General features: G+C 62.5%; 13 protein-coding genes. 10 read left to right on the forward strand and 3 right to left on the reverse strand.

What is annotated here, in order from left to right; genetic code table 11:
• Position 1: 1 nt before the first annotated feature.
• From tssK to tagH, 3 genes are read right to left on the reverse strand one after another with little or no spacing between them, the layout of a single operon-like run.
• Entirely contained in the window at positions 2-1,336 is a 1,335-nt protein-coding gene (gene tssK / locus ACIOMR_RS11435) for a type VI secretion system baseplate subunit TssK (RefSeq protein WP_003213330.1), read from the reverse strand.
• A gap of 14 nt (positions 1,337-1,350) precedes the next feature.
• Positions 1,351-1,857, reverse strand: coding sequence for a type VI secretion system lipoprotein TssJ (gene tssJ, locus ACIOMR_RS11440; RefSeq protein WP_003213332.1), 507 nt, complete (start codon positions 1,855-1,857; stop codon positions 1,351-1,353).
• Between the two features lie 52 nt (positions 1,858-1,909).
• Positions 1,910-3,241, reverse strand: coding sequence for a type VI secretion system-associated FHA domain protein TagH (tagH, locus tag ACIOMR_RS11445; RefSeq protein ID WP_177028066.1), 1,332 nt, complete (start codon positions 3,239-3,241; stop codon positions 1,910-1,912).
• Positions 3,242-3,644: 403 nt separating this feature from the next.
• Here tagH and tssA point away from each other — a divergent pair, with 403 nt between their 5' ends.
• From tssA to ACIOMR_RS11495, 10 genes are all read left to right on the forward strand, one after another.
• Complete coding sequence (tssA, locus tag ACIOMR_RS11450) at positions 3,645-4,664, forward strand: type VI secretion system protein TssA (RefSeq protein WP_401194145.1); 1,020 nt, start codon at positions 3,645-3,647, stop codon at positions 4,662-4,664.
• Between the two features lie 54 nt (positions 4,665-4,718).
• Positions 4,719-5,225: a type VI secretion system contractile sheath small subunit gene (tssB, locus tag ACIOMR_RS11455; protein WP_003213340.1), complete on the forward strand. Its 507-nt coding sequence runs from the start codon at positions 4,719-4,721 to the stop codon at positions 5,223-5,225.
• 2 nt (positions 5,226-5,227) lie between these two features.
• Positions 5,228-6,724, forward strand: a complete 1,497-nt coding sequence (gene tssC, locus ACIOMR_RS11460) for a type VI secretion system contractile sheath large subunit (protein ID WP_003213343.1) — start codon at positions 5,228-5,230, stop codon at positions 6,722-6,724.
• A 153-nt stretch (positions 6,725-6,877) separates the two neighbouring features.
• Positions 6,878-7,366, forward strand: coding sequence for a type VI secretion system tube protein Hcp (locus ACIOMR_RS11465; protein ID WP_003213345.1), 489 nt, complete (start codon positions 6,878-6,880; stop codon positions 7,364-7,366).
• A gap of 78 nt (positions 7,367-7,444) precedes the next feature.
• Positions 7,445-7,960, forward strand: a complete 516-nt coding sequence (gene tssE / locus ACIOMR_RS11470; RefSeq protein ID WP_003213348.1) for a type VI secretion system baseplate subunit TssE — start codon at positions 7,445-7,447, stop codon at positions 7,958-7,960.
• Positions 7,957-9,816 carry a type VI secretion system baseplate subunit TssF gene (tssF, locus tag ACIOMR_RS11475; protein WP_401194151.1) on the forward strand — a complete coding sequence of 620 codons (1,860 nt, stop codon included), beginning with the start codon at positions 7,957-7,959 and terminating at the stop codon, positions 9,814-9,816. The genes tssE and tssF overlap by 4 nt, the downstream gene beginning before the upstream one ends.
• Positions 9,780-10,823 (forward strand): type VI secretion system baseplate subunit TssG, encoded by a 1,044-nt coding sequence (gene tssG, locus ACIOMR_RS11480; protein WP_008439466.1) that lies wholly within the window; start codon positions 9,780-9,782, stop codon positions 10,821-10,823. Before tssF ends, tssG begins: the two co-directional genes overlap by 37 nt.
• A complete protein-coding gene (gene tssH, locus ACIOMR_RS11485) occupies positions 10,816-13,473 on the forward strand; it encodes a type VI secretion system ATPase TssH (RefSeq protein ID WP_102604054.1) in 2,658 nt (885 codons plus the stop codon). The genes tssG and tssH overlap by 8 nt, the downstream gene beginning before the upstream one ends.
• A gap of 158 nt (positions 13,474-13,631) precedes the next feature.
• On the forward strand, positions 13,632-15,578 hold the full coding sequence (locus ACIOMR_RS11490; RefSeq protein ID WP_401194156.1) for a type VI secretion system Vgr family protein: 1,947 nt from the start codon (positions 13,632-13,634) through the stop codon (positions 15,576-15,578).
• A gap of 15 nt (positions 15,579-15,593) precedes the next feature.
• The gene (locus tag ACIOMR_RS11495) at positions 15,594-16,028 is read left to right on the forward strand and encodes a DcrB-related protein (RefSeq protein WP_017476738.1); all 435 of its coding nucleotides are present in this window, start codon (positions 15,594-15,596) and stop codon (positions 16,026-16,028) included.
• The last annotated feature ends 5 nt before the right edge of the window (positions 16,029-16,033 follow it).

Genomic DNA, 16,033 nt, shown 5'->3' on the forward strand with positions numbered 1-16,033 from the left:
ATTACCCTCGGATGGCCCAGAAAGCCAGGTTCAACCCCGGGAACTGGCCGGCGATGTGGAACGCAAAGCCACCGGAATTACCCAGTTGCTGCCAGTGCTCGCTGCCCCGGTCCAGCTCGTAGTAGGTGGAGCCTGCGTGGTACGGAATCTGCCGTGGCGCCACCGGCAGCGGCAGCAGGCCGATGCCCGGCAGTTGCAGGTTGACCAGGTCGCGGATGTGTTCCACCGAGCCGACTTTGCTTTGCTGGCCGAAGCGCGCGCGCAGGGTTTCGCCCGGCACATCGGCGCGCACCACCAGGATGAAACTGGCGCTGTCGATCAGGGTTTTGTCGGCCAGCATCGCCACGTGCACGCCGTAGGCTTTCTCGACAATCGGGATCGGCGTGGCCTTGCTGTCGATCAGCATCGACAGCGCCTCGCGCAGGGCCTGCATCACCGGGGTGAAGCTCAGGGCCAGGTCGTCATGCTGGTACTGCGGATATTCGTGGGGGCGGCGGCCAGTGGTGGAGAAGGTCGAGAACTCGCCGGCCAGGCTCACCAGCTCACTGAAGAAACGCTCCGGGTGCAGCGGGCTCAACTGACTCAGGTGCTGGATCAGCGGCTGGGCGCGGTTGACCAGTTGCAGCAGCATGAAGTCGGCAATCTCCGAAGCACCACCGGCGCCCGAAGCCACCACGCGCCCGGCCAACGCTTCGCCGCGCTGGTGCAGCAGGCCCAGCAGTTCGCTGCGAAACGCGGTCAGCGGTTTGCTGGCCGTCACGTCGAGGACCGGCGGGATGTAGCTCTCGTCCAGCACCAGGGCGCGGTCGGCGCGTTTTTCCTTGATGCGCACCAGGCCAATGGCCGCGTAATCGCTGATGCCATCCTGGGCGGTCAACAGGCGCAAGGCGCGGGAGCCGACCGCCACCGGCGCACGGTTTTCGAAGGGCGCGTTGTCGTCGCGCACTTCACGCACCTGGCTGACATAGCGCGCGGCTTCCAGGGCCTCGCCTTCGTCGACGGTGTCGCGGGCGCCGGCACGCTTGAGGGGCAACGCCAGGTACACCAGGCCATCGCGCAAGTTGTCGTCGATATTCAGCGGGCTCGGCGCCAGGTCGTCCTGGGGGATATTGAACGGCGTGCCATCCGGTAACAGGCCACGTGCCGAGACGATCGCCAGCTTGCCCTGGGCCAGCAGGCCCTGGTCGATCAACAGTTCGGAAAAGCCCCAGGCCCCCGCCGACAACGGGCGGCTGCGCGCATCGATCAGGTTTTCCAGGTAACGGTCATGCTGCTGGAAGTGCTGCGTTCCGATGAACATGCCTTCCGACCAGACCACGCGATTGTTCCAGGACATGGGGGCTCCGATTCTTATTGGGCAGGGCTGGATGGGGGGACCACGACGTCGGCACGCACGGCATGCACATCGAGGCTGATCTGGTATTCGGTGTATTGGCGTGCCGGCACGTTGAGCACCGTGCGCCACTCGGCGCGGTCCAGTTCGCGATAGCCCACCAGCAGGCCGATCTGGCGGGTGGACGGGTCGAGGTCGCGCTGGATGCTCAATTGCTGGCCGGGCAGGATCACCACTTCGTCCTGGTCGAGCAGGTCGAGGCCGAGGGTCGACTGTGCGCGATCGGCCAGGGCGAAGTAGTCGGAACGGCTGAAGGTGGCGGCGTTTTTCAGTTCGAAAATCCGCACCCGTACCGGGGCTGCCTGGCCATTGGCGCCGGGGTTGAGCCCGGCGATGGCATGGAAATGCAGCTCGACGGCGGCGGTGTCTGCCTCAGCTTCGGCGGCCTCGGGCTTGGCCGCATCCTTGGCACACGCCGTCAGCAGAAGCGCGGTGGCGACTGCGAGTAAAAACCTGGGAATCATCCTGCGTCCTCAATGACGTACTTAGCTATCCGTTGTTCCATGTACTGCGTTGTTAGTGACGCTGTCGGCTGCTGTGCGCTTCGTAGGCACGGCTGAATTCACGCCCGAACAGGTCCTGGAAATCTTCCTGGGCCTCGCGGGAAATATTGCTGTAGAGCTCGGTGAACTGCTGCCAGTACTGGGCCTGGCGCGAGCCGTTGAAAATGCTCGATAGCCCGCCGGGCTTGCCCATGCGTTCTTCGAGCTGCGCCGGTTCAAAGCGCGTCAGCAGGTGCTTGATGGCGGCTTCGACCCCGGCCATGACGGCCAGTTGGTGGGCGCGCAGATCGTCGAAACTGTCGCGCACGGCCAAGTCCGGTGCCATAAACGCCTGATTGCTGTGGCGTAGGAGCAGCAGTAGCGCTTCATCGGCATTCGGGGCGAATTTCAACGGATTGTTTTCCACAGGTTGAATCACCGTCTGCTGCATGCGGAACTCGCCCTTGAGGCTGCTGCGGGCACGCAACACGTCGATCAGGCCTTCGACCATCAGCCGGTAACTGCGGCCGATGCTTTCCATCTGGGCTTCGGCCTGGGCCTTGTCCAGGCGCAACTGATCGAGGCCCGCACCACGCAGGAAGGCTTGCAACAGGTCGGGCTGGCTGGCATCAGCCACCGGGAGCGGGCGCTCGACCTTGGGCGGGTCGATGACCGGCGGCTGTGGCGGTGTTGGCGCCGGCGGTGCAACAGGCCTGGGTGCCGGGGCATCGCCGAACAGATCCCAGTCTTCGGGGATTACTGAGCCCGAGACCACCGGCGCAGGCGGCTCAGCCACGGGCAGCGGTGTCGGCGGGCGGAAGTCGTGCTGCTCGGCCGGCACGTGATCGTGCACGGTGGCCGGCGGTACGCTGGTGGGCGCGAGGAAGTCGAACAGGTCCGGCAGGGTGTCCATCGACGAGGCGCCCTGGAACTGCGGCGCGATCACCGGAGGTGGCGTCGGGGCCTTCACGGCGGCGCCCATCAGGGCTTCGAAACTGTTGGAAGCGTCACCGGTGAAAGACGGGGTATCTGTCACTTTCAGGTTGAAATCGATACGCGCCTGGATCTCGTAATCGCCGATGCGGATCAGTTCGCCGTCCTGCAATGGCTCGCTGCTTCCCCGCCGCAAACGAATACCGGCATGCACTAACTCAACTCCATTAGTGCTGTTATCAGTTAAGTAGTAACGACCATCTTTGTACTGAATAACGCAATGTTGCGTGGAAACAAGACGTTCTGGATCAGGCAGTACCCAGTCATTTTCGGAACCGCGGCCAATAGCCATCACTCCCTGATCCAGGGACTTTTCAGAACACTGGCCAGGGGTAATCTTGTGATAACTAGTGATAGTCAAGCACAGCGACATCTTGCCTCCTTGCTGATACTTCGCGCGCGGCCGTTCCCTGGGAGAAATGCTCCGAGAGATCCACGACAGATCCTTTCAAAACCTTGAAAGCCTGCTTCAACCCGCGTAATTGCTGATCTTAACCGGCCTGTATGACAAAAATCCTGCCTCGGCACCTGCTTCGACTGATCAGTCGCACAAGATGTTAAGCACCGCACATCTGTCATAGAGGGCGAATAGCTTACCTTGACAAGGCATAAGTACTACACCAAAAATGCACAACTTCTTGAACACCAATGATGGCACTTTGAAATCAGAATGATGTCAAAGCGCTAAATAAGACCAAGAAAACATGCAAAGTTCCTCGCGCAACTAATGCATGAGTTGCCCGTCATCTAACGGGCTGATAGGGAGATCGAATTTAGTGGATGTGCCTCTGCTGCTCGCCGCCGTTTCCGCGACTTCGCCCTGTGGCGAAGACTTGGAATATGACGCCGATTACTTGCATCTTGAGCGTGCCGCACAGGGTCAACCCGAGCGCAGCATGGGCGACTCGATCCTGCCTGCCGAACCTCCGGAATGGCGCAGCATCCAGCAGCAAAGTCTCGACCTCCTGCAACGCAGCAAAGACCTGCGCATCACCCATTTCCTGTTGCAAGCCGCCCTCGCCCTCCAGGGCATTGCAGGGCTTGCCGACGCACTCGCACTGATCAACGCGCTGCTGCGCGAATACTGGGCCGACCTGCATCCGCGCCTGGATGCCGATGACGACAACGACCCCACCGTGCGCATCAACGCCCTCAGCGGCGTGGCCAGCGACGCGAACATCCGCCTGCTGCGTGAGGCTATCCTCACCCGTTCCCGCACCTTCGGGCCCGTCAGCCTGCGCGCCGCGCTGAATGCCAGCGGGCTACAGAGTTTCCCCGGCGAAAACCTCGGTGCCGAACAGCTTAACGGCGCATTCCTCGACAGCGATGCCGAGCAACTGCAAGCCACCCGCGACGCGCTGAACGCCGCCCGCGACGCCTGTGAGGCCATCGAACAATACGTCAGCGACCAGGTCGGTTCCGCCCAGGGCGTGGACCTCGCCCCCTTGAAGCAACTGCTCAAGCAGGCCGCGCAGATACTTAACCAATACGCCCCGCACAGCGGCGCTGCCAGCGAGCCCGAGGTTGTCAGTGACGACAATGCCCCCTCGGTTGAATACGCCGCCGCGCCCGTTGCAGCACGCCCGACCGGCGACATCGCAAGCCGCGATGAAGTGCTGCGCAGCCTCGACAAGATCCTTGCGTACTACACCCGGCACGAGCCTTCGAGCCCGCTGCCGGTGCTGTTGAGCCGAGCGAAGAATCTGGTGCACGCCGACTTTGCGGCCATCGTGCGCAACCTGATTCCCGACGGCATGTCCCAATTTGAAAATCTGCGCGGGCCGGACAGCGAATAAGCGTACGGATCGCGCAGTTACAACACCGTCGCTCAAGCGACCAGGAGCAGCAACGTGGCGAAGCAAAGTTCTCAGAAATTCATCGCGCGCAACCGTGCGCCTCGGGTGCAGATCGAGTACGACGTCGAGCTCTACGGCGCCGAGAAAAAGGTCCAGCTGCCCTTCGTCATGGGCGTGATGGCCGATCTCGCCGGCAAGCCCGCCGAACCTCTGGCGCCTGTGGCCGACCGCAAGTTCCTTGAAGTGGACGTCGACAACTTCGACTCGCGCCTCAAGGCCATGCAGCCACGCGTCGCGTTCCACGTGCCCAACGAGCTGACCGGCGAAGGCAACCTGAGCCTGGACATCACCTTCGAAAGCATGGACGACTTCAGCCCCGCCGCTGTGGCGCGCAAGGTCGATTCGCTCAAGCAACTGCTCGAAGCCCGCACCCAGCTGGCCAACCTGCTGACCTACATGGACGGCAAGACCGGCGCTGAAGAAATCATCATGAAGGCGATCAAGGACCCGGCACTGCTTCAGGCACTTGCCAGCGCGCCCAAGCCTGCAGGGGAGCAGTAATCATGACTGACAATACCGCCCGCGAAGGCACCCAGATCCTGGGTACCACCGAAGAAGCCAGCGAGTTCGCGAACCTGCTGCTGCAAGAATTCAAACCCAAGACCGAGCGTGCCCGCGAAGCCGTGGAAACCGCTGTGCGCACCCTGGCCGAGCAGGCTCTGGCCCAGACCGACCTGGTGTCCAACGACGCGATCAAGTCGATCGAATCGATCATCGCCGCCATCGACGCCAAGCTCACCGCCCAGGTCAACCAGATCATCCATCACCAGGATTTCCAGCAGCTGGAAAGCGCCTGGCGTGGCCTGCACTACCTGGTGAACAACACCGAGAGCGATGAGCAGCTGAAGATTCGCGTGCTCAACATCTCCAAGCCGGACCTGCACAAGACCCTGAAGAAATTCAAGGGCACCGCGTGGGACCAGAGCCCGATCTTCAAGAAGATGTACGAAGAAGAATACGGCCAGTTCGGCGGCGAACCCTACGGTTGCCTGGTGGGCGACTACTACTTCGACCAGTCGCCTCCCGACGTGGAGCTGCTGGGGGAGCTGTCGAAAGTCTGCGCCGCCATGCACGCACCGTTCATTGCCGCCGCTTCGCCAACCGTGATGGGCATGGGCTCGTGGCAGGAACTGTCGAACCCGCGCGACCTGACCAAGATCTTCACCACCCCGGAATACGCCGGCTGGCGCTCGCTGCGTGAATCGGAAGACTCGCGCTACATCGGCCTGACCATGCCGCGCTTCCTGGCGCGCCTGCCGTACGGTGCCAAGACCGATCCGGTGGAAGCCTTCGCCTTCGAAGAAAATACCGACGGTGCCGACAGCTCCAAGTACACCTGGGCCAACGCCGCTTACGCGATGGCGGTGAACATCAACCGTTCGTTCAAACACTTCGGCTGGTGCTCGCGCATCCGTGGCGTGGAGTCGGGCGGTGAAGTCGAGAACCTGCCGGCCCACACCTTCCCGACCGATGACGGTGGCGTGGACATGAAGTGCCCGACCGAAATCGCTATCAGCGACCGCCGCGAAGCGGAACTGGCGAAGAACGGTTTCATGCCGCTGCTGCACAAGAAAAACACCGACTTTGCCGCCTTCATCGGCGCCCAGTCGTTGCAGAAACCGGCCGAATACGATGACCCGGACGCCACCGCCAACGCCAACCTGGCCGCGCGCCTGCCGTACCTGTTCGCCACCTGCCGTTTCGCTCACTACTTGAAGTGCATCGTGCGCGACAAGATCGGTTCCTTCAAAGAGAAGGACGAGATGCAACGCTGGTTGCAGGACTGGATCCTCAACTACGTCGACGGTGACCCGGCGCACTCCACCGAAACCACCAAGGCCCAGCATCCGTTGGCTGCCGCCGAAGTGATCGTGGAAGACGTCGAAGGCAACCCGGGGTACTACAACTCCAGGTTCTACCTGCGCCCGCACTACCAGCTTGAAGGGCTGACCGTGTCGCTGCGCCTGGTATCGAAACTGCCTTCGGCGAAAGGCGCGTAACACCGTCGCTCGTTCCCACGCTCCGCGTGGGAATGCCGCCCGGGACGCTCCGCGTCCCAGTGACGCAGAGCGTCACAAGATGCGTTACCACGCAGAGCGTGGGAACGATCAGCGTTAACAAATTCTGTGGCTGAGACCACACAGGGAGAAAACATGGCTGTTGATATTTTCATCAAGATCGGCGACATCAAGGGCGAGTCCATGGACAAGGCCCACAAGGACGAAATCGACGTGTTGAACTGGAGCTGGGGCATGGCCCAGTCCGGCAACATGCACGTGGGCGGTGGCGGCGGTGCGGGCAAGGTGAACATCCAGGACCTGTCGCTGACCAAGTACGTCGACAAGGCCTCGCCCAACCTGATGATGCACTGCGCGAGCGGCAAGCACATCGACAAGGTCACGCTGACCGTGCGCAAGGCCGGCGGTGAAAGCCAGGTCGAGTACATGATCATCAACCTGGAAGAAGTGCTGGTCACTTCCCTGAGCACCGGCGGTTCGGGCAGCGATGACCGCCTGACCGAAAACGTGACCCTGAACTTTGCCCAGGTGATGGTGGACTACCAGCCACAGAAAGCCGACGGCACCAAAGACGGCGGCGCGATCAAGTTTGGCTGGAACATTCGCTCCAACACCAAACGCTGATTGCCCCTGTAGCCGCCACCCCAAGTGGCGGCTGCAAGCCCCCTGTTCCTCTCGCAACCCGTCCGTGGAGCTGCTTTGGTGGTAACTGAAATTGCTTCCCGCGATCGCCTGCAACCGTCCCTGCTGGACCGGTTGACCGACGATGACCCGACCAATCCCAAGGAAAGCGCCGACAAACGCGTGCTGTCCCTGAGCCAATTGAAAGCCTCGGTGCTGCGTGACCTGACGTGGCTGCTCAACACCACTTCACTGCTCAACGCCGATGCCACGCTGCACACGCCTGCCGGTACGTCGGTGGTCAATTACGGGCTGCCGGCGCTGGCGGGCAACAGTGTCTCCAGTGTCGACATCAGCGCCCTGGAAGCCTTGATTCGACAAGCCATCGCCACCTTCGAGCCGCGCATCCTGCGCCACACCTTGCGGGTCAAGGCACGCGTCGGCCACGGTGAGATGAACCACAACGCCCTGAGTTTCGAGATCGAAGGCGACCTGTGGGCGCAGCCGGTGCCGTTGCGCCTGTTGCTGCAAACCGACCTGGACCTGGAGTCCGGCCATGTGCGTGTGGTGAACGCCGACCAGCGGAGACGCCCATGAACCCGCGCTTGCTGGAGCTGTATAACCAGGAACTGCACCACGTGCGCGAAAGCGCCGCCGAGTTCGCCAAGGAATACCCGAAGATCGCCAGTCGGCTGACCCTGTCCGGCATGGACTGCGCCGACCCGTACGTCGAGCGTTTGCTCGAAGGCTTTGCGTATCTCACGGCCCGGGTCCAGCTCAAGCTCGACGCCGAGTACCCGACCTTCACCAACAACCTGCTGGAGATCGCCTACCCGCACTACCTGGCGCCGACCCCGTCGATGACCGTGGTGCAGTTGCAGGCCGATCCCGATGAAGGCTCCCTGGCCAGTGGTTTTCCACTGCCCCGCGACACCGTCCTGCGCGCCGCCTTGGGCCGCGAAACCCAGACCTGCTGCGAGTACCGCACCGCGCACCCGGTGACGCTGTGGCCGTTGCAGGTCGCCCAGGCCGAGTACTTCGGCAACCCGTCCGCCGTGCTCGGGCGTTTGGCTGCCAGCGAACCCAAGGCCAAGGCTGGCCTGCGCCTGACCTTGCGTACCGGCGCCGAGCTGCCGTTCAACAGCCTCGCCCTGGATAACTTGCCGCTGTACCTCAGCGGTGCCGACGAACAACCGTTCCGCCTCTACGAACAACTGCTGGGCAATGCCTGCGCGGTGTTCGCGCGCAAGCCCGGCGGTGACTGGGTTGAGCGCCTGCCGCCGGAGGCCTTGCGCTCCCGGGGTTTCGATGACGCCGATGCGGCGATGCCGGTGGTGCCGAGAGCGTTCCAGGGATATCGCTTGCTCCAGGAATACTTCGCCCTGCCCCACCGTTTTCTGTTCGTCGAATTCGCTGAACTGAGCCGTGCAGTCAAACGCTGTGACGGCCAGGAACTGGAACTGATCGTGCTGTTCGACCGTCACGATCCAAGCCTGGAAGGCAGCGTCGGCAAGGCGCAGTTCGTGCCGTTCTGCACCCCGGCAATCAACCTGTTTCCCAAGCGCGTGGACCGGATTCACTTGTCCGAGCGGGTCAACGAACACCATGTGATCGCCGACCGCACGCGGCCGATGGATTTCGAGATTCACTCCTTGAGCGGCATCACGGGCCACGGCACCGGGCCCGAGCAACCGTTCTTGCCGTTCTACGCAGTACGCGATCCGTCGCGCTATGGCCGTGACCAGGCTTACTACACGGTGCGCCGCGAACCCCGCGTGTTGTCCAGCGACCAGCGCCGCAACGGGCCGCGCTCCACCTATGTGGGCAGCGAAACCTTCGTCAGCCTGGTGGACACCCAGCAAGCCCCGTACCGCCATGACCTGCGCCAACTGGGCGTGACCGCAATGTGCACTAACCGCGACTTGCCGCTGTTCATGAGCGTGGGCAACGGCAAGACCGACTTCACCCTGGCCGACAGTGCGCCGGTCTTGGCCGTGCGCTGCGTCGCCGGGCCAAGCCGCCCGCGCGCCAGCCATGCCCATGACGCCAAGGCCTGGCGCCTGATCAGCCAGTTGTCGTTGAACTACCTGTCGCTGAGCGAGCAAGGCCAGGGCGCCGCCGCGCTGCGTGAACTGCTGCGCCTGTATGGCGACAGCAACGACGCCGCCCTGCAATTGCAGATCGAAGGCCTGCGGGAAGTCAGCAGCAAGGCGGTGACCCGGCGCCTGCCGATGCCCGGCCCGATCGTGTTTGGCCGCGGCCTTGAGATCACTCTGGAATTTGATGAAAACGCGTTCCGCGGCACCGGCGTGTTCCTGCTCGGTGCGGTGTTTGAACGGTTCCTGGCACGCTACGTGTCGATCAACAGTTTTACCGAGACGGTGATCCGTACCACCGAACGCGGCGAGATCATGCGATGGAAAGCCAAGCCCGGACGCCGTCCGACCCTGTGAGTACCCTGGATGCAATGCATCAGGAGCCCTGGGAATATGACTTCTTCCAGGCGCTGCGGCGTATCGAGTGCGAATCGCCGGACCTGCCACGCCTGGGGCACTCCCTGCGCCTGGCGGATGACCCGCTGCGTCTCGGGCAGCAGGCCGATTGCACCTTTGCGCCGGCCACATTGGCCTCGGTCGAACCTGGGGCTGAAGGCCAGCCTGCACGGCTGGAGCAGTTCTTCTTCGGCCTCGGCGGCCCCAACGGCCCGCTGCCGCTGCACATCACCGAGTACGTGCGTGAGCGCCAACGCAACAACGCCGACAGCACCAGCAAGCGCTTCCTGGATGTGTTCCACCATCGCCTGCTGACCCTGTTTTATCGTGCCTGGGCCGAGGCACGGCCGACCGTCAGCCATGACCGCCCGGACGATGACTACTGGTCGGCGCGCCTCGCCGCATTGAGCGGTCGCGGCACCCCGAGCCTGCTCAACCAGGGCCTGATCCCCGACACCGCGAAGCTGCATTACAGCGGCCACCTGTCGGCACAAACCCGCTATCCGGACGGCCTGAAGGCGATTCTCGGCGAGTACTTCGGCCTGCCGGTGGAGATCGAAGAATACGTCGGCCAATGGCTGGAGCTGCCCGAGCGCAGCCGCGTGAGTGTCAGCGCCAACCAGCTGGGCGTGGACTTTTGCCTGGGCAGCCACGTGTGGGACCGCCAGCATAAATTCCGCATCCGCCTGGGCCCGCTGAAGCTCGATGACTACATGGGCATGCTGCCCGGCAGCCAGCCGTTCAACGAGCTGGTGGCGTGGGTCGCCGAGTACCTGGGCCACGAACTGGACTGGGACCTGAACCTGATCCTGCAACAACCGGAAGTGCCGGCCCTGCAACTCAACGGCCAGTTCCGCCTGGGCTTCAACACCTGGCTCGGCCAACCCGAGCATGACGCCAACGACCTAATCCTGGCCCGGCATTACGCCGAACACGCCAACACCTCAAGGAATCCAGAGCATGGGTGAAATCAGTCGCGCCGCACTGTTCGGCAAACTCAACAGCGTGGCCTACAAGGCCATCGAAGCCGCCACCGTGTTCTGCAAGCTGCGGGGCAACCCGTACGTGGAACTGGCCCACTGGTTTCACCAGTTGCTGCAACTGCAGGACTCTGACCTGCACCGCATCATTCGACAGTTCAATGTCGAGCCGGCGCGTCTGGCCCGCGACCTGACCGAAGCCCTGGACCGCCTGCCCCGTGGCTCGACGTCGATCACTGACTTGTCGTCCCATGTGGAAGAAGCGGTCGAGCGTGGCTGGGTCTATGGCAGCCTGATGTTTGGCGAAAGCCAGGTACGCACCGGCTACCTGGTGCTGGGGATTCTCAAGACGCCGAGCCTGCGCCATGCGCTGTTGGGCTTATCCGGTGAGTTCGACAAGATCAAGGCCGAAGCCCTGAGCGAACGCTTTGACGAATACGTCGGCGACTCGCCCGAAAATGCACTGAGTGCCAGCGACGGTTTCAATGCCGGTGCAGTACCGGGCGAAGCCAGCGGCGCCATGGCCCCGAGCGCGATGGGCAAGCAGGAAGCCCTCAAGCGCTTCACCGTCGACCTGACCGAACAGGCCCGTAGCGGCAAGCTCGACCCGATCGTCGGGCGTGACGAAGAGATCCGCCAACTGGTGGACATCCTCATGCGTCGCCGCCAGAACAACCCGATCCTTACCGGTGAAGCCGGCGTCGGCAAGACCGCCGTGGTCGAAGGCTTCGCCCTGCGCATCGTCGCCGGCGACGTACCACCCGCGCTGAAAGATGTGGAACTGCGCAGCCTCGATGTCGGCCTGCTGCAAGCCGGCGCGAGCATGAAAGGCGAGTTCGAACAACGCCTGCGCCAGGTCATCGAAGACGTCCAGGCTTCGCCGAAACCGATCATCCTGTTTATCGACGAAGCCCACACCCTGGTAGGTGCCGGTGGCGCCGCCGGGACCGGTGACGCGGCCAACCTGCTCAAGCCTGCCCTGGCCCGCGGCACCTTGCGTACCGTGGCCGCCACCACCTGGGCCGAGTACAAGAAGCACATCGAAAAAGACCCGGCCCTGACCCGCCGTTTCCAGGTGGTGCAAGTGGCCGAGCCGTCGGAAGACAAGGCGTTGCTGATGATGCGCGGCGTGGCTTCGACCATGGAAAAACACCATCAGGTGCAGATCCTCGACGAAGCGCTGGAAGCGTCAGTGAAGCTGTCCCACCGCTACATTCCGGCGCGTCAATTGCCGGACAAATCCGTGAGCCTGCTGGACACCGCCTGCGCCCGCGTCGCCATCAGCCTGCACGCGGTGCCGGCAGAAGTCGACGACAGCCGCCGCCGTATCGAGGCACTGGAAACCGAGCTGCAAATCATCGCCCGCGAGCATGCGATCGGCATCGCCATCGGTGCGCGCCAGACCAACAGCGAAGCGCTGCTGAACGCCGAACGCGAGCGCCTGGCCACCCTGGAAGCCCGTTGGGCCGAAGAGAAAACCCTGGTGGATGAGTTGCTCGCCACCCGTGCGACGTTGCGTGAAAAATCCGGTGTCGTGGACAGCGGCGATGATCAATTGCGTGCCCAATTGGTAGACCTGCAACAACGCCTCAGCACCCTGCAAGGCGAAACCCCACTGATCCTGCCGACCGTAGACTACCAAGCGGTGGCCTCGGTGGTCGCCGACTGGACCGGCATCCCGGTGGGCCGCATGGCTCGCAACGAACTGGAGACGGTGCTCAACCTCGACCAGCACCTGAAGAAACGCATCATCGGCCAGGACCACGCCTTGCAGATGATCGCCAAGCGCATCCAGACCTCCCGCGCCGGCCTCGACAACCCGAGCAAGCCGATTGGCGTGTTCATGCTCGCCGGCACCTCCGGCGTGGGCAAGACCGAAACCGCCCTGGCCCTGGCCGAAGCCATGTACGGCGGTGAGCAGAACGTGATCACCATCAACATGAGCGAGTTCCAGGAAGCCCACACCGTGTCCACCCTCAAGGGTGCGCCACCGGGCTACATTGGCTATGGCGAAGGTGGCGTGCTGACCGAAGCCGTGCGGCGCAAACCCTACAGCGTGGTGCTGCTGGACGAGGTGGAAAAAGCCCACCCGGACGTGCATGAAATCTTCTTCCAAGTGTTCGACAAAGGCGTGATGGAAGACGGCGAAGGCCGGGTGATCGACTTCAAGAACACCTTGATCCTGCTGACCACCAACGCCGGTACCGAGTTGATTTCCCAGGTCTGCAAAGACCCGGCGAACATCCCCGAGCCCGAGGAAATCGCCAAGGCCCTGCGCCAGCCGCTGCTGGAGATTTTCCCGCCGGCGCTGCTCGGCCGCCTGGTGACCATTCCGTACTACCCGCTCAGCGACGAGATGCTCAAGGCAATCACCCGCCTGCAACTCAACCGCATCAAGAAGCGTGTGGAGAACACCCACAAAGTCGCCTTCGATTACGACGACGACGTGGTCGACCTGATCGTGTCCCGCTGCACCGAAACCGAAAGCGGCGGGCGGATGATCGACACCATCCTCACCAACAGCCTGCTGCCGGACATGAGTCGCGAATTCCTCACCCGCATGCTCGAAGGCAAGGCGCTGGCGGGGGTGCGGATCAGCACGCGGGATAACGAATTGCACTACGACTTCAACGATTGACCTGACGGAATGCGATCAAAACTGTGGGAGCGGGCGTGCTCGCGAAGGCGGTGCATCAGTTGATGCATCCAGTGGCTGATTCACCGCATTCGCGAGCACGCCCGCTCCCACAGTTGGAGCCGGTTCCTACAGTTATTACGCTATTTACGGGTTAACCGATGTTATTCAACCAAGCCTCACGCCTGGCCAAGATCACCAGCCCCCTGGGGCCGGATGTGCTGCTGCTCAATGAAATGGGTGGCGGCGAAGAGCTGGGTCGGCTGTTCAATTTCGAACTGCAGCTGACCTCGCTGGACGCCAACATCGACCTCAACCAGTTGCTGGGCAAGCCCATGAGCCTGAACCTGCAACTGGCGGACGGTGGCGAGCGGCACTTCCACGGCATCGTCGCCCGCTGCAGCCAGAACATCGACCAGGGCCAGTTCGCCAGCTATCAGGTGACTTTGCGCCCGTGGTTGTGGCTGCTGAGCCGCACCTCCGACTGCCGGATTTTCCAGAACCTGAGCATCCCGCAGATCATCAAGCAGGTGTTTCGCGACCTGGGTTTTTCCGACTTCGAAGACGCCTTGAGCCGCCCGTACCGCGAGTGGGAATACTGCGTGCAGTACCGCGAGACCAGCTTCGATTTCGTCAGCCGCCTGATGGAACAGGAAGGCATCTACTACTTCTTCCGCCACGAGCAGGACCGCCACGTGCTGGTGCTGGCCGATGCCTACGGTGCCCACGCCAACGTGCCCGGCTACGCCTCGGTGCCTTACTACCCCAAGGACGAGCAGCAGCGCGAACGCGACCATATGCACAACTGGCACCTGGCACAGGAAGTACAGCCCGGCTCCCTTGAGCTCAACGACTACGACTTCCAGCGCCCCAGCGCGAGCATCGACGTGCGCTCGGCCATGCCGCGCCCGCACACCGCCGGCGACTACCCGCTGTACGACTACCCCGGCACCTACGTCAAAAGCGAAGACGGCGAACACTACGCCCGCACCCGCATCGAAGCCCTGCAAACCCTGCACGAACAAGTGGAGTTCAGCGGCAACGCCCGGGGCCTGGGTTCCGGCCACCTGTTCAGCCTCACCGGCTTCAGTCGCCGCGACCAGAACCGCGAATACCTGATCGTCGGCGCCCGCTACTACATCTCCCAGGAAAGCCTCGAAAGCGGCGGTGGCGCGCCTTCGGCGCAGTTCGAAAGCACCCTCACCTGCATCGACGCACAACAGAGTTTCCGCCCGCTGGCCAACACCTACCGGCCCATCGTCAAAGGCCCGCAGACGGCGCTGGTGGTGGGGCCCAAAGGCGAAGAAATCTGGACCGACCAATATGGCCGGGTCAAGGTGCATTTCTATTGGGACCGCCACGACCAGTCCAACGAAAACAGCTCATGCTGGATTCGCGTATCGCAGTCCTGGGCCGGAAAAAACTGGGGCTCGATGCAGATCCCGCGGATCGGCCAGGAAGTGATTGTGAGCTTCCTGGAAGGCGATCCCGACCGGCCGATCATCACCGGCCGCGTGTACAACGCCGAGCAGACCGTGCCTTACGACTTGCCGGAAAACGCCACCCAAAGCGGGATGAAAAGCCGCTCCAGCAAAGGCGGCACGCCGGCCAACTTCAATGAAATCCGCATGGAGGACAAGAAGGGGTTGGAGCAGTTGTACATCCATGCCGAGCGTAATCAGGACATCGTGGTAGAGGTGGATGAAAGTCATTCGGTGGGGCATGACCGGAACAAGAGTATTGGGCATAACGAGACGGTGACGATTGGCTCAAACCGCCTGCGGGTCGTGCGCAACAACGACACCGTGATTGTGGGCGGGGCCAAGTCCGACAGCGCCGCCACGACCTACACCATCGAGGCTGGCGACAGTATTCGCCTGGTGTGCGGCGACAGTGTGATTGAGCTCAAGGCTGGCGGAGACATCAACCTGACCTGTGGCTCGTTCAACCTGTTTTCTACCGGCAGCAGCAAAATCCAGACGAAGGGCAAACTGGATATCAACCTTGGCAGCGACAAGGGCACGGTGCCCGGCGCCCAAGGCGTGCAAAGCACGATCAAGTCCGCCGTCGAATCAAAATTCCCTGGCAAGCCCGGCGCTGGTCAATAACGAGATTTCTCCACCATGAATTACCTGATCAACGAAGCCCAATTCACCCTGCCCGATGCAGAGGTACAGGACACCTCGATCAACATTCTCAAGTTCGCCAAGCTGGGCACCACGTTGGTGGTCAGCCGCAGCCCGTTGGCCGATGGCGAGACCTTGCAAAACAACTTCGAGGGCCAGCTGAAAAAGCTCGAACAGCAGGTCAAGGACCTTCGTTATTCGCCGGCGCAAGCCATCAAGGTGGGGCCGGCGCAGGACATCGACGCCTTTGAAGTGCAGAACCGTTTCAACAAAGGCAGCGACAATATTTACCAATATCAGTTGGCAATGCAGATACCCGGCACACGCAACCTGATCGCCTTGAGCTACGTCAAGACCCAGCCCCTGGGACCTGCCGAGGCGGCACATTGGGCAACGCTCAAGAACACGCTCAACTTTGCCGTCACCCCCTGAGCAGA

This window comes from Pseudomonas sp. NPDC087814, from assembly GCF_044742865.1.
Classification (GTDB): domain Bacteria; phylum Pseudomonadota; class Gammaproteobacteria; order Pseudomonadales; family Pseudomonadaceae; genus Aquipseudomonas.

What these genes read in the sequence shown, in the direction of transcription:
- tssK (WP_003213330.1), bottom strand. Translation starts at nt 1,336, where the DNA reads ATGTCCTGGAACAATCGCGTGGTCTGGTCGGAAGGCATGTTCATCGGA.
- tssJ (WP_003213332.1), bottom strand. Translation starts at nt 1,857, where the DNA reads ATGATTCCCAGGTTTTTACTCGCAGTCGCCACCGCGCTTCTGCTGACG.
- tagH (WP_177028066.1), bottom strand. Translation starts at nt 3,241, where the DNA reads ATGTCGCTGTGCTTGACTATCACTAGTTATCACAAGATTACCCCTGGC.
- tssC (WP_003213343.1), top strand. Translation starts at nt 5,228, where the DNA reads ATGACTGACAATACCGCCCGCGAAGGCACCCAGATCCTGGGTACCACC.
- ACIOMR_RS11465 (WP_003213345.1), top strand. Translation starts at nt 6,878, where the DNA reads ATGGCTGTTGATATTTTCATCAAGATCGGCGACATCAAGGGCGAGTCC.
- tssF (WP_401194151.1), top strand. Translation starts at nt 7,957, where the DNA reads ATGAACCCGCGCTTGCTGGAGCTGTATAACCAGGAACTGCACCACGTG.
- tssG (WP_008439466.1), top strand. Translation starts at nt 9,780, where the DNA reads ATGGAAAGCCAAGCCCGGACGCCGTCCGACCCTGTGAGTACCCTGGAT.
- tssH (WP_102604054.1), top strand. Translation starts at nt 10,816, where the DNA reads ATGGGTGAAATCAGTCGCGCCGCACTGTTCGGCAAACTCAACAGCGTG.
- ACIOMR_RS11490 (WP_401194156.1), top strand. Translation starts at nt 13,632, where the DNA reads ATGTTATTCAACCAAGCCTCACGCCTGGCCAAGATCACCAGCCCCCTG.
- ACIOMR_RS11495 (WP_017476738.1), top strand. Translation starts at nt 15,594, where the DNA reads ATGAATTACCTGATCAACGAAGCCCAATTCACCCTGCCCGATGCAGAG.